The organism is Erythrobacter sp. S57(2025), assembly GCF_057365055.1.
In genome coordinates this window covers 1850332-1870093 of record NZ_CP200299.1, presented here as the reverse complement: position 1 = coordinate 1870093, position 19762 = coordinate 1850332, and the positions used below count along the sequence as shown (strand labels likewise).

The following is a 19762-nucleotide window of genomic DNA, read 5'->3' as shown; positions in this document are numbered from 1 at the left end:
TCATGTCCAACACGGGTGACACCGGCGAAGGCCGGGGAAACAGGCGCGGGCAGGGCATTGAAAGTTGACCGCGTGCGGCCAGTGAGGGTGCTCAAAACGAGGCGAAGGCAACGAAGGTAGTTCAGGCCCAGGCAGGCAAACGCTTTACCTGCAGTTCCCCACGGAAAAACGTGGCGAAGTCGAGTACGTTGTCATGGCGAACATACTCGGTGTCCTTCGATTTCTTGAGGGTTTCCGGCACGACAAGGTTGATGCCCATCGATGCCATATCTTCGATCGCATTGGCCGCGATCGATTCATCGACCGTGGCGAGAAAGAGATCGCTGCCGCCCATTTCACGCTGGACCTGTTTCCAGCGCTCGCGAAGCGTGGTCTTCGCACTTAGGATAAGTCCGCGCTGCGCACCTTCGTACGGCTTCTTGAGATGGACAAGTGATGGAAGCACGAAATCAGGTCGCTTTTTCGCGTCCATTACGACCTGCTTGGCGAACGGAATGTTGCCCGCTTCAAGCATGGCCTCAATGTGGTGCTCGAACGAGTATCCGGCGCGCGACTTGCGTTGCTGACTGGCCGACAGCATCAAACGGTCGACTGCGCCGGTTGCATCGACCAGACGCCGCACGACGCCCTTCATGTCTAGCTTGATCGGGTCATCGCCGAGCACGATACGAACCAGTTCGACTCCGCGCTCCCGGCGCTGGAATTCGCGGAAGAGGTCCCACTCGATCTTGCGGCTAATTTCCCGGACCGCGTCACCAGGAAACTCCAGCTCGAAAGGATTGAGTGAAGGTAGTTTATAGCGATCAAGAAAGTTAGCCCGCGCCAAGAGGGCGAGTTCGACGGTCGCAGGCATTGCGGCCCGATTGTCCGCAAAGCCGGCGATTTCGCCTGCGAGCCACGCCAGCGCCACTTCTTCTGCAAAATCCAGTATCTCGTCACGTTCGCGCGCGACCGCAGCTGCCGGATCGAGAATTCCTACCGTGAAGGCGGCATCGATACCCAGTGTATCGAGAAGGACGGTCGCGTCGTCAGAGGCGGAATCGACCGTCAGGCAAATGTAGCGCGGCTCGCCGCGCCCTTCTGCCTCCGACATGACGAGCCAGGAAGCAGGAGACAATTCCGCGAATGCCTCCTTGGGTACCCGCGTCATGTGGGTCTCAGTACCCTTGCTGGTGTAGTGCACCAGGCGAGTCTTCCTTTCGATGCCGTACTGCGGCCAATCGGTCTGGAACCACGCTTCCCTTATTTCATCGGCTTCCGGGTCGTCCCGTTCCTTGGCGACAAGTGGCGGGAAGAAGCCGCTGTCGCGCTGAGTTGGCGGGATATAGACTCCTGCCTGATGCTTGTTGGTCAGTCGCGCCCAGTCGCGGTCGTTGTTGGACAGCTTCTTGACAAAGAGTTCGCGCGACGTGCGTAGCAGCTCTGCAAGAAGGCTGCTGCCATCTTCCGCGAAAAGGTCAAACTGTTCAGCCATCTGCGCTCCGTCCGGACGTGTTCTGTCCTTCGATCTCGATAGACGCGTGGTCCGATCGAAGCCAGTCCGCAAGCAGTCTCACGGGTTGCCCATCGGCTAAACGCGTCTTGCCCTTGAGGCTGCATTCCCAGACAGTCGCCTGACGCCAGCCAGCCTCGTTCAGTGCCGCAGAATGCTTGCGATCATTCTCGCGGTTTCGGGTGATCTTGGCCTGCCAGAACTCCTCGCGTGTCGAAGGCCACTTGAAGAGATGACAGTCGTGCCCGTGCCAGAAACAGCCATGTACAAAGATCACTGCCCGTGGCGCCGAGAACACAAGGTCCGGCTGTCCAGGCAGCTTGCGGTCGTGAAGGCGGTAGCGGAAGCCGAGTGCATGCAATCCGCGCCGGACGATGATTTCCGGCTTTGTATCCTTACCCCTGATTCCGGCCATCATCCGGCTGCGGACAGCCGGTGAGACCACATCAGCCATGGGCGTAAGCCGGTTCGCGAACCTGTTCGCTGATAGCGTCCTTCGCAGCAGGCTCGCCCACAATATGGGGGGCCATGATCCTGGCTACAGCGCGGACTACGGGCACCACCACGGCATTGCCGAACTGGCGATAGGCTTGAGTGTCAGAAACGGGGATAATGAAGTCGCTGCCTTGCGGTTCGTCGAAACCCATGAGGCGCGCGCACTCGCGCGGGGTCAGCCTGCGGGGCCGATTGCCAGGTTGCAAAACCAGGCATTCGGACCCGTCCTTGTGATAGCGTGCCGAGAGCGTACGCGAGACATCGCCGGGACCGAATACCGAATAGCCGAAGCCATTACCCTTCTTCGCGTGCTTCTCCTTGTACCCCTGCAAGTAGCCCCACAGATGCTCGCTCAGCGTATACTTGGCGTCAACATTGTCTTCCAGAATGTCGCCCAGCACGGGTTGGCGGCTCTCGGGCAATTCCAGGTCATCGAAGCTGAAACCTGTCTCTTCCCGGAATCCGACAATGAACACGCGCTCGCGCTTCTGCGGAACCCAGGGCGCGGAACTGATTACCCGGTACTGGACCTTGTAGCCGAGCTCCTGTGTGAGAACATGCATGATGGTTGCGAAAGTCCGGCCCCGGTCGTGCCGCTCGAGATTTTTCACGTTCTCAAGCAGAAATGCTTTGGGCTGATGATGAGCGATGATCTTGGCGAGGTCGTAGAAAAGCGTCCCCTGCGTATCGCACAGGAAACCATGAGGTCGACCGAGCGCGTTCTTCTTCGAGACCCCGGCAATCGAGAATGGCTGGCAAGGGAAACCGGCAAGCAAGACGTCATGCTCGGGAACCTTCCAGGGCTCGTCGGCATAGGGCCGGATGTCGCCAGCGAACTCGTGATCGAAGGGGTTGTCAGGATAGTTGGCGGCATAGGTCTTGCGTGACCAGCGATCCCACTCAGCGGTGAACACGCATTTCCCGCCAATCTCCTCGAACGGCTTCCGCAAACCTCCGATACCTGCGAAAAGGTCGATGAAACGGAAAGCTGGCTTTTCGCGGTCCACAAAGTTCGCACGCACAGCGGCCTGTGCCATGCGGCGAACGAAATCCATCGCCAGCGGCGATGGCTCTGTTCCTCGTGATCCAGGAGTCTCGTAGCGTCTGATTGTTCGTTCGGTCACGTGGAGCAGCTGTGCTGCCTCCTCGATCGACAATCCGGCGCATTCCCTCAGTCTGGTAAACTCGGTGCGGCGATCAAGCACAGGCATCTCCACTGGGTCTGGAAAGGACAAGATGTCAAATCCAGACCCAGTGATGAAACATTTGCAGAACATCCGCAAGAGTCCCGTGGAACAAATTTCCACAGGACACTTCCGGTCAGTACTCGCTTGCCAGCATGATGGTAAGCACCCGCCGGGTAACGGCGGGATTGGCGGGGTCTTCGCTGCCGAACCGCAAGTCGTGGTCGTAAGCATCGATCTTCCAGAACACGGTTGCGGCAGGCCGCGCCGGTCGCGCGGTCGTCCAGCGGCCATCGACATCCTGATAGATCGCCCCGAAATCGCGCTCGCCATAAGGATCGTTATCCGGGGTGAAGGCGTCGAAGGTTTCGACCAGCTCGCGCACCCGCGACTGATCTTCCTCGGACAAGGCCCGAAAGCCCTCGGTTGCCACTGCAACGCACGCAAGGCCCATCGCCTGCCGCGCCCGGTCATTGAGTCGGGCAATCCGCTCGCTGCGGGAAATGGTGCCAGCGGTCATTGCACCGCCCTCCCGCCGAGCTCACAAATTTCAACCAGCTCGCCGAAATCTTCCCACTCGCCCAGCTCCTCGGCCAGACGCTGCACCGTCCCGAACGGCAAGCCGTTCTCATTAGCCAGCATCCGCAACCAGTCCTCGCGGCACTCGGCTCCGCAAGCCCGGTAGCTCAAAATCAAATCACCCATTTTCTGCCCTCCTTCGGCTGAAAGCCGCATCCGACACGCGGCATGCGGCCTGCCTTCCGGCGAGGATGGGAGGGGGAGGGAAAACCGGAATCGATGCCCTGGCGCGGGCCAGCGGGCGAAGCCCGCCACACGGGGGTGTCTACTTCCGGTTTCGGGAACGAGAGGGCAAAGCCTTTGGTGTTCCCTCAGGGGATCGCCCTGCGATCCACACAAAATCGGCACCCTTGCAACGGCGCGAAGCCGACGGAGGTCCTGCGCGCGCGATCAGTGCGCCAGCGGGCCTCCGGCAATGAGAGAGGCAAGAGTGCCTGCGGGTTAGCTCAGGAATGCTGCGCCCTCAGGAGCGCAGAATGCGCGGGACAGAGCGCGTCCATCAGGAATTCCCGCTCCGCTTCCAATTGCTCCTGATCGTCACCCGGATGGGACGGGACTACAGGCCCGGTTCGCGCCAGCGGATAGAGCAGGTTGCCCGACAGGGTAGCCTAGGCAGCTTTCAGCTCTCTTTCGGCCTGCTGCATTGCCACTGCCGCAGTATCCGCCAAGAACTTGTCGACTTCAGATTTGCTCATGACCTCGAAGAGAATTCCGCCACCGTTCCGGTTGAGGACCTTCATGAAATGACGAAAGCTCGCCTCATCTGACGTCACCCAGGGTTCTGCGGTCATGATCCGGATCAGACCCTGTGCCAGCTGTGGCCTGCTTGTGGTCCGGGAGCGCTCGACGAAGTTACTCCGAATGTCAGCGCTCTTGAGGATAAGGTTCAGCGCGTTCTCGTGGTCACCAGCGCCGGCCGCAATCTTCGCCACCCGCGCATTCCACCAGAGACGGCCAATTGCATTGTCGTCCCTTATCGAAGTGAGCCCCGTTCCAAAGAAATGGTCGAGGACAGCCTTGTCGATTGCCTCTCCGGAAGCGCCTGAGAGCCACCGCGCCCGCGAGTACTCGAGGCCTTCTACATGGGTGAGCCTGGTCCAGATGCGGCCCTCGCGCGCTATGGCCGGGGTCATTCCGGGAAGCGCTTCGAAGACTTTCAGTGAATTCTGGACTTCGATCTCCGGCTTTGTCGAAGACATGTCGAGGTCGGCAATAGCCGCTCCATCGAGAGATACCGATGAAACCTCGATCGCCCATCCATTTCCAAGTTCGAGATCAAGAAAGTCGCCGGATTCGTACCGGTTGCGATTGGTGGTAACCTGCGCCTGCAGGCTGTCCATGACATCTTGAGAGAGGAATTTGAGTTTGCTCACGCCTTGGCCTCCGCAATCGTTTCAAGTCGGCTGACCGGCATTTCCAGCAGCGTCTGCGCGTTATCAAAAAGACTGCCGTTGTAATCGATGTTGGCAACCGTGCATTTCGCTGCAAACGGCTGCTTCCAGCGCCGGTTCTCATGCGCGTCTGGATTCTCCCGTAGAGCATCGAGAACCTCCATCACGGCGGGCAAGTAGACTGAACTCAAGACAGCTGCCTTGGCCGGTGAGTGTCGCAAGCCATTGATCATCTTGAACGTCTCCTCCCCCGCAATAATCGTGATCTTCTCGTCGTCCAGTTTCACACTGAGCTGACCTTCAGGCTGAGAGGGGGATGCGACAAGCGCAAAGATGCTCTCCATCGGTGCCAGTTTGGCCTGGCCAACGCTTAGGACCTGCTCATCGTCAAAGGCCAGAATATCTCCAGCAACCAGACTGAGTGGCAGTGTAAATTCCGGGTGCACATTGCCCGGCTCCCATTCCGGCAGCGGTTGTGAAAGCCAGATGACGGGGCGAACCGATACGCGGTTCAACAGCGAGCCCTTCTCGAACTCCACCTTGCCCTCGGGCCAACCAAGTTCCCGGAGCTCGGAATAGAATGTGTCACCGCACCGGACGAAAATCCCGACAGAGGCCTTGCCATTCTCGACAAGCTCACGGATCGATGTCTCGGTGAGGTCGATGCTGTAGCGGATACTGACCTTGCCGGTTTCTATGATCTCCTCGACTTCGGTATCGAGCGCGAAACTCCCTTCGCTGAAGTCGCCGGTCTCGTCCGTCAGTACCGGGTGGGCGAAGCGCATGTCATCGGAAAACTTCATGCTTCGGCCTCCTGCAATTCGGCAGTGGCGAACACTTCGACCGGGCCCGAATAGGGCGCGTCGAACGTTACTTCGAGGGAGACCCGCTCCCCTTCCGTCAGTTCAATTGCCACATTTCCCTTGTGTACAGCGCCGTTGCTCGTGGCAACGACAGGAAGCGGCTCTCCGGTGTTGAGTCCTGTAGCTTCGAGCTGCACCACAGCTGCTCCCGAGACGGTGGGCGTAAACCAGATGGTCCTTTTCAGCGCATCCGGCTGATCGGAAGGTATCGCCGTCCTGAGACCCCGCAGCTTCAGCGGCGGCACCTTGCCCTGCGTGCCGCTTCCGCCGCTTCCGGCTCCCGGCCCTTTCTGGTCACCGGAGCGCTTCCCGCCCGTCTCACGTGTTTCCTTGTCTCCGCCGCCGCCATCATCGCCGGTGTTTTCCTGCGGTCGCAGCGCTTTAGTCTTGGTCTTGCGAGCCGGTTTGTACACGAACTTTTCGGGATCATTCTCGGCATCGGGGTCGGGCGGCGGAGTGCCGCTGGCATCCTCGGCAAAGAACCTTGCCAGCTCTTCGAGCGTGACCTCGTCGTCCTCCTCAATCGAAGCGGTCTGTTCAATCTGTCTGCGCAGGTCCTTGATGAGCTGTTTCATAGCGCTTTCAGCGGCTTGCCGCTTCAGCGGATCGGAAAGACGGTTGGCGGAGAAGCTGTCATGCCGCGGATTCTCGATCGACTTCATGAGCTTGCTTGCGGCGTCGGCGACCGGCTCGACGAATGCTACGAATTCGCGCGTGCCGACAAACCTTTGAAGCTTGTCCCCGAACTGCTGAAGCTCTGAGGTGATCAGCATTCCGTTGCGGACGATGCCAACACGCTTGGGGAGGCCATCGTCGACAAGAATACGGAAGCGCATCTTGCCTAGACCCTGAACCTCCTGTTCAATTTCCGTCGCATCGGGCGAGGTCAGACAGCGGAACAGGTCGCGCGAGAAGTCGAGCTGGCTTTTCTGACCGTCCGCTTCGGCTGCCGAGATGATGCGAGGGTCGTCGAACATCGCCGCAACTGTATTGTGATTGAGCTTGATCTCGCCGTCGTTGATTTCGAACGCCATCCTGTCCCGGTGAAGCGCCGCGAAGAAGTTAGTCAGCAGTGAGTAGGCGATAGACCAGGACCAGCCGTCGTTCTGTCTGAAGCCAACACTGAAAATGCTTGTCCCGATCTCGTCGCGGCGCATCCAGTCCGGCACCAGTGCCGGATCTTCGACAGCGACATATCCATCCGGGTTTCCCCAGTAGCCGGTGGCTCGTCTCTTTTCACCGTTGCTATCGACATGGGAGACCATCCGGGACTTGCCTTGAGCCGCAAACCGCAACTCATCTGCCTGATCGCGGTACGCTGTCGAATAGAGAACCGTCTGAAGATCGGAGATCGCGAACGAAGCGTTCTTGCCAATGCCGAATGAGCCCCCCGACGTCTCTGTCTTGTTGTTGCTGACGCCGGCACCCTTCAGCAGCGAATGGAATGGAGTGCCTTCTTGACCCGAAGGTCCGGCAAGGCCCTTCGTATTGAAATCACTGATCCTGAGAATCTTGGTGGTCGGCTTTTCGAGCAGCTTCTTCGCCTGGGAGAAAAAGTCTTCGTCCTTTTCTTGTTTGGAATCGGCGAGGCATCTTTCGACTGTGTCGGTCAGGACAGCAATGCCCGGCAGCTCTGAAGTTGCCACGTCGAGCACGTCAAATTTCATCCTCACGGGAAAGTCGACAGCGGCGTCAGCACTGTTCTGCCCGGCTTCGCGGCCACAACTCGCATAAGGGTTGTCGCGAAAGGTCTCGATCCCTGCGTCGCCGAGGCCTTCGCTCTCACCTGCCTGATTCGGCAAAAATTCCAGTACTGGTCCAGTCATGTCCGTTCCTTTTCGCCGCGTGATCAGAGCTTGAAGAGGGATTCGCTGCCGCTTTCAGCATCCCCGAAGCGAGCCTTGGCAGTGTCGAGTTCTTTCTGAAGGGCCCGGAATATCTTCTTCACATCCTCGTCTGTCGAGAAATATGCCGATCTGTTCGAAAGATTTCCGATCAAGCGGATTTCCTTGAGGGCGCGGTTGACCCTCTGCTCCGCAAGTCTGACGAAATTTTCACGCTTCTTGTCCATATCGAATCTCCGTTTGGGCCATATGGCCAACATTTCAGAAATATGCAATTCATTTATGAAATGTTGGTGGCCTGGTGAGCAAAATTGTCCGGATTTCTCGGACCTTCTTTTGCACCTTTTCGAAGGATGTGCTGCCATCGATGATGGCACAGGTGCGCCGATGGCCTATCCCAGCCCGGCACCCATCGCCTTCGATTTTCCGGCGTCTGGCGTGCTCGCGGTCATGGCCGTCTGCTTCTCGCCTGCGCGCTCGTAGATCGCGCGGACGAGCCTGTCCTTGTCGTCGGTTACGACCACCGCCTGGGCCTTGGCGCGCGACAGCGCGACATAGAGCATTTTCTGGTCGACCAGATTGGCGGAACGGCTGTCGGCGTGTATCAGGACCCGCTCGGCGGTCTGGCCCTGCGCGGCGTGTGCGGTCTGGACCCAGGCGTGACGCAAATGGGCGTCGCGAGGATCGGACAGATCGAGCTTCTGCTCGCGCCCATTGGCGAGCTTTACTGTCGCCCGCTCACGGTCGGAATCGATGCGGGTGACGGTCCCGCCAAGGCCATTGACCCGCCCCGCCTCGCGGTCGTTGCGGATAAACTGTACGCGGTCGCCGGTGCGCAGTTCCATCGGTTTCGGCTCGAACACCTCGGCTTTACCAGTGCCCCACTTCCGTGGATGCCAGTCCAGCGACCGGCCATCGCGGCCTTCGAGGGCAATGCGCCCGCGCTCGGGATCGATTGCGGCAACCGAAAGGCTTTCGCCACGCCGCACGCCCTTGGCAACGTAGTCGCGGCTGAACCGGACGACATCGCCAATGGCATAGCTTGCCGCCTCGCGTGCTTCCGCACGGGTCAGACCTTTCGCTTCAAGCGCGTCGAACCGCACCGCCTCCACTGAAAGCTCGCCGCGCCCGGTAAGCTTCGCGCGGATGATACCGGTGAGCGTGTCCCGGCCTTGGCGCGATGGCTCGATTACCAGCGTTCGGGCACGCTCTGATGGTGACAAGGCCAGATAGTGCCGGGCCATCGCTTCAAGGCGCTCGTCCGGTGTTGCGCCTTCGATCACCTTGCCGCCGCCACGTTCCAGCGCGGCCAGAGCCTTGCCTGCATGGCCCTGGATTGAAGCCATGACGGCTTCGCGGGTCCCTGCATCGGTCTGCCGGACGACCTCGGCAAGCTTGGAGGTCGCCATGCCTGCTTGCTGCAACTGGACGAAGGCTGCGCCAGCGCCGACCGATCCCAGCTGTTTGACATCACCGACCAGGACAAGCCGGGCTCCGGCCCTGTCGGCGCGGGTCATGAGTTTCGCCATGTCGTGCGCCGATAGCATCGAGGCCTCATCGACAATCCAGACGGCATCCTTGCCGGGTACTTTCGCCTCCGGTGCCAGCAAATGCCGTGCCACGGTGTCTCCGTGCAGACAGAGCGCTTCGCCGAGAACGGTTGCTGCCGTTGCGGTCGGCGCAAGCGCGGTAACCGCAAGTCCGTGACGCCGTCCTTCGCGTGCGTAGGTGGCGAGCACGGTCGTGGTCTTGGCGGTCCCGGCATAGCCCTGGACGGCGGTGATGCGGTCGCGCGACGTGAGCAGGTCTGCGGTCGCTCGCTTCTGGTCATCGGTCCAGGCATAGCCGGAACGCGCCGACTGCCGCGCTGCGCGTTCGATGGTCCGCGCGGCCGCCACCGGACTGGCGAGCGATTGCGCCATACCGCGCCCGGCTTGCTCTAGCCGCAGCATCGTCCGCTCTGTCTCGATCGCCTGCGGCGTCGTGAACCCGGCAAATCCCGCGGCCCGCCGGTCGAGAAAAGTGCGCGGGACAAGCTCGCCGCGCTTTCCGGCCTCGGCTATAGCTGCATTGATTGCGCCGTGCCCGGCCTTGCCGAAGGCAAAGTCCCCGGCCTCGCGGGCGAGCGTACTTGCCGCGAAAACGGCCTCTCGCTCGGAGAGCTTTGCAGCGGCCCAGGCCACCGCCTGCCGGGCCAGCAATTCGGTGCTGGCGGTAGCTTCGCTGGTTTTGGCTCGCTCTCTCGCTTCACCGATCAGCCTGTCTCGCAATGCCTTGTCGAACCCGTTGGCATCGGCAGTCGTACGCCAGTCGGCCCGCAAGGTGCGATGATCCGCACTTGTCTTGGCTTCCCGCGTATCGAGCGCGGCGACCTGCTTCTCGGCGGCGCTCGCGTGCTCGCGGGTCGTGCCGCGCTCGGCAAGCCGGGCATCGATTGCTGCGGTGCGCTGGCTCAGTGCGTCGATAGCTTTTTCCGGAACACCTGAAATCTCGAACAGCGAGTCCTTGCCAGACTTTATCCGATACCCCAGCGCGGTAACGCCGTGCGCCAGTTCCTGCCGGTAGATCGCGCCGATCTCCTTTTGCAGCTGATAGAAGGCGCGCGGCTCGAGGCTGCGCCAGTTGCCATCCCTGTCCTGCGTCGCGTTGAGGATAACGCCGTGGGTATGCAGCTGCGGGTCCTGCGCCCTGCTCGTAGCATGGCGGAAGGTGGCGATGGCGAGATTGCCGGTCGCCTCGCGCTGGACCTCGCCGCCTTGCCTGATCCGGGTTGCCGCCATGTGCCTTTCGACATGGGCGAGCGCCACTTTCACCGCCGCGCCATGCGCCTTGATGAGCCGCTTGTCTCCGGCAACCTCGGCCATGATCGAGACCGACTTGGGCGCGGACAGGGTGATGTCCCATCCTGGCCGGTGCTCGACCTTGCCATCGCGGGTGATGCCGAGCTGCTGTCCGGCAATCCTGCCTTCGAGCAGTTCAGCAAACTTCTCGCGATCAACTTCGCCCGACAGGCCCAGCTTTTCGGCTGCCTCGCCAAACCATTCGGACGGAGCCATGCCGCCTTCGGCATAGTAATCGTCGGCTTCGTAATAGCTCGCGGCCTGACCGGCACTCGACAGGGCCGAGACCGAGGCGACCATCAGACCGGTCCCGGCTTTGCTTCGGGCTCGGCACCTTTCGCGATCTCGCTGACCCGGCTCCACAGCGTGCCCGCCGGATCGCCTGTCACGTAGCCGGGCTGACGAGGGTCGCCACGCCGGGTAATGTGATCGGCGGTAAGGCCGATGCGCGCGACCGGCAGGCCATCGGGAAGCAACAGATAGCCCTGATGCGGGCTGAGCCGTAGTTCACTTTCAAGGACGGCGGGACGGAACTGGCGCTGAGTGGCGATGGTGGTGCGCGGCACTTCGCTTCCAATCGACAGTGTGTCGGTGGCAACGCGCAATTCCACTTCGCACTGGCCGATGGTCTCGCTCGCCCACTTGCGCGTTTCCTGATCGACGGTTTGCAGGAACAGCTTGGTGTTGCAGCAGGCAAGCATGGCCTCGGCGATGTTCGCGCCATAGCGATTGCGCATCTGACCGAGCGCCTGAAAGGTCAGCACGATCGCCGCGCCAAACTTGCGCCCTTCGGGCAGAAGGCGGGCAAGGTTCTCGACGCGGGGCAAATCCGCCAGCTCATCGAGCACGAACCAGATGCGGCGGTTTGGCGAGGGCGACAGACCCAGCACCGCACTCGCCGCGCATTCGAGCCAGCACGCCATCAGCGGCTTGGATGCCTCGAAGTAGTCTTCCTTGCGGGGAACGAAGATCCAGGGCTTTGCACCTTCGCACTCATCCAGCTTCGCAATGAAGTCGCGGAAGGCGAAGCGCTCTTCGTCCTCATGTTCGACCTTCAGGAACTGGATCAGGTTCGCCGCCTTGGCGAGCATGAAGAGCACGCTGCCGGTGGCGCGGTCGGCGTCGTTGGCAAAGGTGCGGGCCGACGATGTATGCCCCAGCCACTCCTTCAGTTGCTCCTTGTCCTTGACCTGCAATGCTTCGAGCAGGGCTTCGAGGCTGCAGTTCTTTTCCGACCAGAGCGAGCGGATCATGTTGGCGACAAGAATACGGCTGGTTTCGAGCCAGACATCGTCATCTTGGCTGCTTGTTTCCGAGACCAGCTGGCGCGCTATCCGGTCGGCATCGGCGGGGTGCGAAATCTCGTCGAAGGGCGTCCAGAAGGCGCAGCGCGCATCGAAGGGATTGAGGATGATGTCCCCGCGCGCGGGGTTGTAATAGTGCGCGATGAACTCGCCCGATGTGTCGTAAACCAGCGCGGCTTCGCCCCGCTTCTCAATGCCGTCGAGCATCTGGCGAAGGGCAGTGGTCTTGCCGCTGCCGGTGGTGCCGAGAAAGGCGAAGTGACGGGTCTCGATCCGGCGCGGAACGGGGACCGCCCCAATGCGCAATGCGTCGCTGCCACAGAACAAAGTGGTTTGTGCGGCGACGTCCTCTTCATCCGCCACACGGGTTCCGCCAATGACCCGGTCGGCGAGCGTATCCTTGCCCTGTGCCGACATGGTCCGCTGGAGCAGCCAGACCGTGAACAGGCCTATGGCAAAGCCTGTGGTGGCGCCGCCAATTGTTACCCTGAACACCTTCCAGAAATTGGAAGTGATGAAAGGATCAGATGCAAACCACGATGAAGAGACTGTCCGGCTCAGGTCTTCGAGCCGGACATTCATCATGATGTCCTTACCGGCAAGCGAGCCCAACGAAGAGAGAGCATTAGCCCAGAGATACTGCACAGCGACCATGATCTCGGCGGGCAGCAGCAGGAACTGAGGGGCAATGATTGCTCCGGCTCCTGCTGCACCCAGAGTGACCGCCGAAAAGAAGCGAAAACGCTGTTGCCATTGCGCCATGCGCACGCGCCAGAGGGCATGGGCGCGGGTGACAAAATCGATGTTCGAATTCATGGCTCGATCTCTAGGGCAAGTGAGCGCTGGCGCTCGAACGCAGCGCGCGCTTCGGCTGCAATTGTTTCGTCGGATTTCTTGGTTCCCAGCGCCGCGTGGCGGGCGTAAGCGTAGGACGCACAGGCTGTGAACAGGGTACGGTCGAGCACCCGTTCAGCCTCGGCGAGGCGCTCCGATATCGACCCGATCTCGCGCGCCAGTTCTGCAAGATCGATCTCCTTGTCGGTGCCGTGGAGCATGGCGAGAAAGCCTGCCTCCACGATCCGTGCCAGCATGGCATATTCGCTCAAGCCTCTCCGCTTGGCGAAGTCAGCAAGCACCCGATATTGCGACGGACTGAGGCGCACCGTCTGCGCCCGCGCGCTCATCGATACGCTCCGGTGGCGATGCTATCCGCCATCGCGACAAATGGCGGAATTGCGCGGGTTAGAGGCAATGGGCCTGTACGCGATGCTATCCGCATCCCTTCAAACCCGCAGAAATCCTTGATGCACACGTGCGTGGGGTGTGTATGAAAATTCCGGGTCCGATACGCAGTATCGTGGCCCTTTCTTTCTCCAGTCTTTCTCCGGTCAATTGGCATGAGCGTCTTGCTCCATGCTTGCCGTTAGAGGCGTCGCAGACAGGATCAGATTGCGGGCGACATCGTCGTCAAAGTAGCGTTCGCGAGACTGGCGCGAAGGCAATTGGCGATCCGCCATATCGGGACGCGTGAACCAACGAAGCAGTGCTACGTCGATCGCTGTTCGAACGTCATCTGCGAGCAGGTTGGTCTCTTCTGGTGTGAGGTCAAGCCACCCGAATTCGGTGCGAAGTTGGCTTCCGAGCGGATACCCGGTTCCGCCCCGGCTCCGGTAGATCGGGCCCTCGACAGTGAGGCAACAATCTTGCCCTTCAAACCGCTCGCGGACCGGGCGTTCGTACCAGAGCCAGGGCTGCAACGTGTGGCGACGGGCGCGCCCGTCGGCAGTGTCTTCAACTAGCAACTCAACAAGTTTGGCAGCTCGCTCTTCTTCGTCGCTAGGAAGGCGAGCTATCAGCCAGCCATGCTTCTGCAGGGCGACGTTGATCAGGGAAAGGACAGACATGGGGGAGATGCTTTCTGCGGGCCATCGCCCGCCTTGGAGGGGTCAATAGCTGCGCAGGGGGAGGGCCTCGATCCACTCCTCGATGTCAGTGGAACGCCAGCGGATACGTCCGCCGCCAATGTCTATCGGGTGTGGAAAGGCACCCCGGCGGATGCGTCGCCAGATCGTTGTCCGGCTGCGAATGCCAGTGAGGCGCATGACCTCATGGCAGGTGAGTAGTTCGATATTCGGCACGACAGACTCCTTTGCTTCAGGGTTCTGTCACCGTTGCCGCACTCCCCTGCGACGATGGGTTGGTTCTCACATTGCCGTTGCGGACCGTGCGATCAGATGTTCAACTCAGCGCCACCCTTGGCTTAGGTGACGCTGTCCAAGCTATGCGAATCGCAATGCTGTAGGAAAGAACAAAAAGAGACCAAGCATCGTTGCGCACTGGCTGGTGGACGATGTTGGATCGCTATGGACAGCCCGGGACTGAAAGAATTTTTCTCGCCAGCGCCCTTTCCGGCGCAATGCACGTCCGAATCCACGGTTCTGGTGCAGCGGAAGACCGGTTTCCGCGCGAATCGCAGCTTGAGCCGACATGACAAGCAAACGCGCTTTCGCTTTGCACGTTGCTGCGGACATGCAAAGAAAACGCGAAAATCTTTACACGTTAGCGGAATTGCGGATGCAGCAACTTGGGCCGGACAATGCCATCTGGGATGATGGCGAATGGATCAGCTGGGACGAGATCAACGAGCAAATCCAGTACAAGGAATGGCGGGCAAAATATCCCAATGTCGATCTGTCGCTGGTCTCGATATTCGAGAACCTGATCGCCACGGCTGAAGATTATCACCTTCACACAGGCAAGCACCTTCAGGTGTATGGCGATATCGGAGAACTCTACGGGGCGATCACGCACGGAATAAAGCTGCACCGGAACTACGCTCAAGGTTCGGACGGACGGCTCGGAAATGACCTGGTCGAGGTCAAGACAATCACGCCATTCAAAAGCAATGACCGGGTCACGCTGAACCTCAAACGGAACTTCAGCATGGTGTTTCTGGTCAAGATAACTTCCGACTTCGAGGTTCGCGGGAAGCTCATTCCGCGCAAGGCCTTGCCCCGTGTGAAGGGTGACAAGCTGGTTCTTGAATGGGCTGATATCGGGGCTGGATGAATCCCGAGTTGAGTTGCCCCTGGCTTTCAGCGGGCCAGAGGCAATGGGTACCCGGCCATGTCCGCAAATTGACGTGCGACTGCCTTCACCTTGGCCTCATCGACATCCATTTCGGCGATGAAGGCCAATTGGACTGCCGGTGCAATCTCCGAGAAGAAAGCGAAAGCAGCGGCATTGTGTGTCTGCGCGCTCGAAGGGTCTGCGATAAGCGCTGCGAGCTGCTGAGCGGATCGCTTAGTCCGATAGGGACCGTTCACTGTTGCCAGCACTTGTGCGGCTAGTTTGCTCATCGCAACTCTCACCCAATTAATACCATAAAGGAAGATGCATCCGGTTGGACCGTGAAGGCAAGGATGGTCCATGAAGTATGGTGCCAAAGGGCATTTATCCCGCGTTTATTGAAAATTGGAGATTTGCGGGATAAAACCCGCGTATGGCCATCATCCAACCCTTCTCCGCAGAGCAGGAACGAGCGCTCATCAACATGCGCCAGCGCTACGATGTGTGGATCGAAGCCGAGCGCGAACTCTTCGCAATGCCGTACGACCTGAAGCGCAAGAAGATCGGCGAATACGAGTACCTCTACGAGATCTTCGATCGCATCGGAAACGGCAAGAGTCTCGGGCCGTGGGACGACGAAAAGGAAGTCCAGTTCGAGGATTACAAGGCTGCAAAGGCTGCCTTGAAAGAGCGCCGCGACGGCGCACGGGATGCTCTCAATGAGACCAGCCGGATTGCTCGCGCACTGCGCTTGCCGATGCTGTCAGCGGACGCCGGACCCATTCTCCGTGAGGCAGACAGACGGTCGCTTCTCGGTAGTCACCTGCTTGTTGTCGGCACCAACGCAATGGCAGCCTATGCCATCGAAGCGGCAGGCACGTTTCGCGATGTGCCCGATGAAACCGAAGACTTCGATCTTGCGTGGGCGGCGGACGAGCCGGAAGATGGGACTCAGCTATGGGACATGCTCAAGGCGGTCGATCCGACGTTCACGATCAATACCGAGCGGGAATTCCAAGCGCGCAACGCGAAGGCCTATGAGGTCGAACTGCTAGTCGCGCCATCGCGCGTTGCGACGCTTGCCGGGAAGGATCGGCCAAGACCAGTTCCGCTACCCGAACAGGAATGGCTCTTGCCCGGTCGGCGGATAGACCAGGTCGTCCCGTGCCGTGATGGCAGCCCGGCACGTATCGTCGCACCTGACCCCCGCTGGTTCGCGCTCCACAAACTCTGGTTGGGTGCTCAGGCAAAGCGGAACCCGCTCAAGCGGCGCAAGGACACGGTGCAGGGAGCGGCGCTGCTCGACGCAGTTGCCGAGGCGATGCCCCATTATTCATTGGGCCACGAGTTTGTGGAGAGCCTGCCTGTTGAGCTAGTGCCCTATTGGGAGGAGTGGGCGAAGGCGCGCGGATAGCTCCTGAATTCAGTTACTCGGTTGGGGCAAAATGGCTGGTCTTTCCCATCAATTTGCTGTAAAAGGCAGGCATTGAAATCATTAGACTTTTTCGAGGATGGGACCCAAATCCTCTGGCAAAAATACATTCTGGGGGCACCGACGGGGGCCTCACTTAAGTGACCAAGGTCAAGATTCTCGCAGTTTTGCGACATTCTGAGAGCGGTTCGAGTCCTCTTCTGGGCACCATTTGTTCTTCCCTTGTTCTCTCAGATAATCTATAAAAACCGCAGAAATCCAAGGGGTTTGGCCCTTGGATCGTTCCGGATCGTCCCACCTGTTCTCGGCCGATCCAGACATTTTTGCGGGCCTTTTGTGGGCCTTTTGCAAAAGGCCCAAATGAAAAGGCCCACACATGCCTCTGACGGATACCAGACTCCGAGCCCTCAAACCGAAGGCAAAGCCTTACAAGGTCGCTGACGAGCGTGGCCTATATGTCGAGGTCACACCCGCTGGTGGCAAACATTGGCGGTTTCGATATCGAATTGGAAAAGCGCAAAAGAAGGTGTCGCTCGGCGGCTACCCTGTGGTTAGCCTCAAGGATGCGCGAGAAGCAGCAATGGAAGCGAGGCAGACCATAGCTTCTGGCGGCGACCCAGCGGTGGAGAAGCGCAAACAGAAGATTAGGGATGAGTTTCTTTCGGCGAGTACTTTCGAGGCGGTCGCCCGCGAGTACATAGAGCAGATCATGGTTCAGAATGGCCGCGCTGAAGCGACTATCGTCAAGGCGAACTACTTTCTTGATAAGCTGACACCAGCGATCGGAAATCGGCCGATCCACGAGATCGAACCTTTCGAAGTGCTCGCGCCTTTGAAGCGTCTTGAAGCTACTGGGAAGCACGAGACGGCAAAAAAATGTCGATCATTTGCAGGACGGGTATTTCGGTATGGGGTGGCGACAACTCGGTGCAAATCTGATCCAACTTCGCTGTTGAAGGGAGCGCTCATCACGCCAAAGCCGACGCATTACGCCGCCATTCTTGATCCAGAGAAGCTAGGCGGGCTGTTGAGAGCTATCGACGACTTTGAAGGTTACGCTCTCACAAAGTTTGCGTTGAAGATTGCCCCGCATGTTTTTGTGCGTCCTGGTGAACTGAGGCATGCTGATTGGGCGGAGTTTGACCTTGATGAAGGCGTCTGGCGGATCCCAGCAGGCAAGATGAAAGCACGGCGCGCGCACGCGGTTCCGCTCTCAAAGCAGGTCATCAGCCTTTTCGAAGAGCTCGGCACCATGATGGGTAAATCAGGTTATGTGTTTCCATCAGCCCGATCCGGTCTACGTCCCATGAGTGAAAACGCTTTGAACGCAGCCTTTAGAAGGATGGGGTTTAGCAAGGAGGAGGTCACCGCGCATGGGTTGAGGGCGACCGCATCTACCCTGCTCAATGAAAGCGGAAAATGGAGCTCAGACGCGATTGAGCGCGCGCTCGCGCATGGAGACAGTAATGCGATCCGTGGTGTTTATCATCGAGGTAAGCACTGGTCTGAGCGCGTAAAGATGTCGCAGTGGTGGAGTGACTATCTTGATAGCCTCAAGTTGGGCGGTGACTTGGTATTGCTGAAAGCGAGCTAACTCTTGAGCTTCTTCAAGATCGCGCTCATTGTTTGGCGTATGCCATCCATCGCCGGATAACGTTTCTCACATATCCTGGGGTTTCTCGATTTTTCGGAATGCCTCCTGCTCGCGATACGGCACCTGGGCCAGCATTGTAGGCTGCCAATGCGAGATGGATCGCACCGAACTGATCGAGCATCTGCCGCAAATATCTTGCGCCGCCATCGATGTTTTGAGCGGGGTCATGCCGATTGGTAACCCCGAGCTCCCGTGCTGTTGCTGGCATGAGCTGGGCTAGTCCAGCTGCCCCTGCTGGGCTGATTGCCATCGGATTGAACCGTGATTCTTGCCAGACTAACGCTTGTAGGAGTCTTGGCGGTAAGCGGTGACGAGCTTCCGCTTGACGGATCAGAGGCTCGTAGAGCGCCTCCTTGAAGCTTCGTTTAATCTGCGATTTCTGACTTCTAGGATCGTGTTGAACGTCCGCTCGTCGATCTGACGCACTTTCAACCGACCCCATATCGTGATCGAAAATCTGGAATTCTTGCGCGATTGCGCAGCTTGGGACTGCCAGTCCTAGCGTACCTATCCCGATCGCTATTTTCGAACTTTTCACTGCGCAATCTCTCAATCTTGATAATTCTGGCGTGAGAACATATTATGAACCTATGGGTGTAGGAAACCAAATGATTGGTTGCACCAACAAGAGGAGAGGGAAGCGACAGAAGGGGCAATTGAGCAACTAAGGAGCTCGCATGTCCTTTTCGAATTCCAATCAGTCTCGCGCGTCGTTTGAGGAAACAGCACGAAAGATCTGCGAAAGCCGCGGCGGGAAGTGGTCTGGCACTAAGGGCATGGGCCGTTGTCCAGCGCACGATGACCGCACGCCTTCGCTCGGTGTCACGCTTGGCCGAAAGGCGATCCTCCTACATTGTTTCGCAGGGTGTGATCAGGCGAGCGTGCTCGCTGCCCTCGCCCGTGAAGGGATCGAGACCTCAGCTCTATTCTCAGGCTCTTCTGACGAATTTCCGTTCCAGCCGAGCTATTCCAGCAAGCCATCAGCTGCAGCACTCCGCATCTGGCGCGATGCCCGACCGCTGCAGCGAAGTCCTGCCAAGGCATATCTCGAAGAGCGCGGCATCCTCGCAACGTCCCATGCGCTGAGGTTTCATCCGCGCACACCGCTTGGACCGAAAGGTCGCGCGCGCTTTCTGCCGGCGATGATCGCTTCGGTCAGCCTCGACGGGGGGCCGATTGCCGTTCACCGGACTTTCCTGTCGCATTCCGGCAATACGCAGGCATCGTTTGCCAAGCCGAAACGTGCGCTGGGGTCGCTCGGTGAGGCGGCAGTCCGTCTGCTCGCACCTGCCGAGGGAAGGCTTGGTCTCGCCGAAGGCATTGAAAGCGCGATGTCGGCCTATGCGCTTACCGGGATCCCAACATGGGCAACGCTGGGCAATGAACGCTTCGGCTTGGTTGCCATCCCCGAGAGCGTGAGCGAGCTGCATCTCTTCGTCGATCACGACGCCGGTGGCGAGCTCGCAGCCAAGCGAGGTCGCGCTGCCTATCTGCGTGAGGAGCGGCACATCCAAGTCAGACGGCCCAAATCGCGCGGGACCGACTGGAACGACGAGCTCCAGTCATGGCTGCGCCGAAAGGCGTCTCGATAAGAGGAGAGAGAGCTTTTCGAATT

General features: G+C 59.4%; 20 protein-coding genes. 4 read left to right on the top strand and 16 right to left on the bottom strand.

The window, feature by feature from the left end; all coding sequences use genetic code 11:
- Positions 1-121 precede the first annotated feature (121 nt).
- The 14 genes from AC0V6N_RS09055 to AC0V6N_RS08990 all read right to left on the bottom strand — a co-directional run bounded on the left by AC0V6N_RS09055 (position 122) and on the right by AC0V6N_RS08990 (position 14130).
- Positions 122-1474, bottom strand: coding sequence for a type II restriction endonuclease (locus tag AC0V6N_RS09055; RefSeq protein WP_486171237.1), 1353 nt, complete (start codon positions 1472-1474; stop codon positions 122-124).
- A complete protein-coding gene (locus AC0V6N_RS09050; protein WP_486171236.1) occupies positions 1467-1946 on the bottom strand; it encodes a very short patch repair endonuclease in 480 nt (159 codons plus the stop codon). Before AC0V6N_RS09050 ends, AC0V6N_RS09055 begins: the two co-directional genes overlap by 8 nt.
- The gene (gene dcm / locus AC0V6N_RS09045; RefSeq protein ID WP_486171235.1) at positions 1939-3198 is read right to left on the bottom strand and encodes a DNA (cytosine-5-)-methyltransferase; all 1260 of its coding nucleotides are present in this window, start codon (positions 3196-3198) and stop codon (positions 1939-1941) included. Before dcm ends, AC0V6N_RS09050 begins: the two co-directional genes overlap by 8 nt.
- A gap of 109 nt (positions 3199-3307) precedes the next feature.
- Positions 3308-3691 carry a DUF3768 domain-containing protein gene (locus AC0V6N_RS09040; RefSeq protein ID WP_486171234.1) on the bottom strand — a complete coding sequence of 128 codons (384 nt, stop codon included), beginning with the start codon at positions 3689-3691 and terminating at the stop codon, positions 3308-3310.
- The gene (locus AC0V6N_RS09035; protein WP_486171233.1) at positions 3688-3876 is read right to left on the bottom strand and encodes a hypothetical protein; all 189 of its coding nucleotides are present in this window, start codon (positions 3874-3876) and stop codon (positions 3688-3690) included. The genes AC0V6N_RS09040 and AC0V6N_RS09035 overlap by 4 nt, the downstream gene beginning before the upstream one ends.
- A 482-nt stretch (positions 3877-4358) precedes the next feature.
- Entirely contained in the window at positions 4359-5123 is a 765-nt protein-coding gene (locus AC0V6N_RS09030) for a DUF6339 family protein (RefSeq protein ID WP_486171232.1), read from the bottom strand.
- On the bottom strand, positions 5120-5944 hold the full coding sequence (locus tag AC0V6N_RS09025) for a hypothetical protein (RefSeq protein WP_486171231.1): 825 nt from the start codon (positions 5942-5944) through the stop codon (positions 5120-5122). Before AC0V6N_RS09025 ends, AC0V6N_RS09030 begins: the two co-directional genes overlap by 4 nt.
- Positions 5941-7830, bottom strand: coding sequence for a hypothetical protein (locus AC0V6N_RS09020; RefSeq protein ID WP_486171230.1), 1890 nt, complete (start codon positions 7828-7830; stop codon positions 5941-5943). Before AC0V6N_RS09020 ends, AC0V6N_RS09025 begins: the two co-directional genes overlap by 4 nt.
- A gap of 23 nt (positions 7831-7853) precedes the next feature.
- On the bottom strand, positions 7854-8075 hold the full coding sequence (locus AC0V6N_RS09015) for a hypothetical protein (protein ID WP_486168803.1): 222 nt from the start codon (positions 8073-8075) through the stop codon (positions 7854-7856).
- A gap of 165 nt (positions 8076-8240) precedes the next feature.
- Entirely contained in the window at positions 8241-10988 is a 2748-nt protein-coding gene (gene mobF, locus AC0V6N_RS09010) for a MobF family relaxase (RefSeq protein WP_486171229.1), read from the bottom strand.
- Positions 10988-12808 (bottom strand): type IV secretion system DNA-binding domain-containing protein, encoded by a 1821-nt coding sequence (locus AC0V6N_RS09005; protein ID WP_486171228.1) that lies wholly within the window; start codon positions 12806-12808, stop codon positions 10988-10990. The genes mobF and AC0V6N_RS09005 overlap by 1 nt, the downstream gene beginning before the upstream one ends.
- Positions 12805-13098: a hypothetical protein gene (locus tag AC0V6N_RS09000; protein ID WP_486171227.1), complete on the bottom strand. Its 294-nt coding sequence runs from the start codon at positions 13096-13098 to the stop codon at positions 12805-12807. Before AC0V6N_RS09000 ends, AC0V6N_RS09005 begins: the two co-directional genes overlap by 4 nt.
- Before the next feature lie 282 nt (positions 13099-13380).
- Complete coding sequence (locus AC0V6N_RS08995; protein ID WP_486171226.1) at positions 13381-13896, bottom strand: hypothetical protein; 516 nt, start codon at positions 13894-13896, stop codon at positions 13381-13383.
- A gap of 42 nt (positions 13897-13938) precedes the next feature.
- Positions 13939-14130, bottom strand: coding sequence for a helix-turn-helix transcriptional regulator (locus AC0V6N_RS08990; RefSeq protein ID WP_486171225.1), 192 nt, complete (start codon positions 14128-14130; stop codon positions 13939-13941).
- A 349-nt stretch (positions 14131-14479) separates the two neighbouring features.
- On the opposite strand from AC0V6N_RS08990, the gene AC0V6N_RS08985 reads away from it, so the two are divergent.
- Positions 14480-15061, top strand: a complete 582-nt coding sequence (locus tag AC0V6N_RS08985; RefSeq protein WP_486171224.1) for a hypothetical protein — start codon at positions 14480-14482, stop codon at positions 15059-15061.
- A 26-nt stretch (positions 15062-15087) separates the two neighbouring features.
- On the opposite strand, the gene AC0V6N_RS08980 is transcribed toward AC0V6N_RS08985, so the two are convergent.
- Complete coding sequence (locus tag AC0V6N_RS08980) at positions 15088-15351, bottom strand: hypothetical protein (protein WP_486171223.1); 264 nt, start codon at positions 15349-15351, stop codon at positions 15088-15090.
- Between the two features lie 143 nt (positions 15352-15494).
- On the opposite strand from AC0V6N_RS08980, the gene AC0V6N_RS08975 reads away from it, so the two are divergent.
- Both AC0V6N_RS08975 and AC0V6N_RS08970 read left to right on the top strand, forming a co-directional pair.
- Positions 15495-16475 carry a GSU2403 family nucleotidyltransferase fold protein gene (locus tag AC0V6N_RS08975; RefSeq protein WP_486171222.1) on the top strand — a complete coding sequence of 327 codons (981 nt, stop codon included), beginning with the start codon at positions 15495-15497 and terminating at the stop codon, positions 16473-16475.
- Positions 16476-16869: 394 nt separating this feature from the next.
- Entirely contained in the window at positions 16870-18087 is a 1218-nt protein-coding gene (locus AC0V6N_RS08970) for a tyrosine-type recombinase/integrase (protein ID WP_486171221.1), read from the top strand.
- A 25-nt stretch (positions 18088-18112) separates the two neighbouring features.
- Here AC0V6N_RS08970 and AC0V6N_RS08965 read toward each other — a convergent pair whose 3' ends face one another.
- Positions 18113-18670: a transglycosylase SLT domain-containing protein gene (locus tag AC0V6N_RS08965; RefSeq protein ID WP_486172456.1), complete on the bottom strand. Its 558-nt coding sequence runs from the start codon at positions 18668-18670 to the stop codon at positions 18113-18115.
- Between the two features lie 154 nt (positions 18671-18824).
- On the opposite strand from AC0V6N_RS08965, the gene AC0V6N_RS08960 reads away from it, so the two are divergent.
- Positions 18825-19739, top strand: coding sequence for a DUF7146 domain-containing protein (locus tag AC0V6N_RS08960; protein WP_486171220.1), 915 nt, complete (start codon positions 18825-18827; stop codon positions 19737-19739).
- Positions 19740-19762 lie beyond the last annotated feature (23 nt).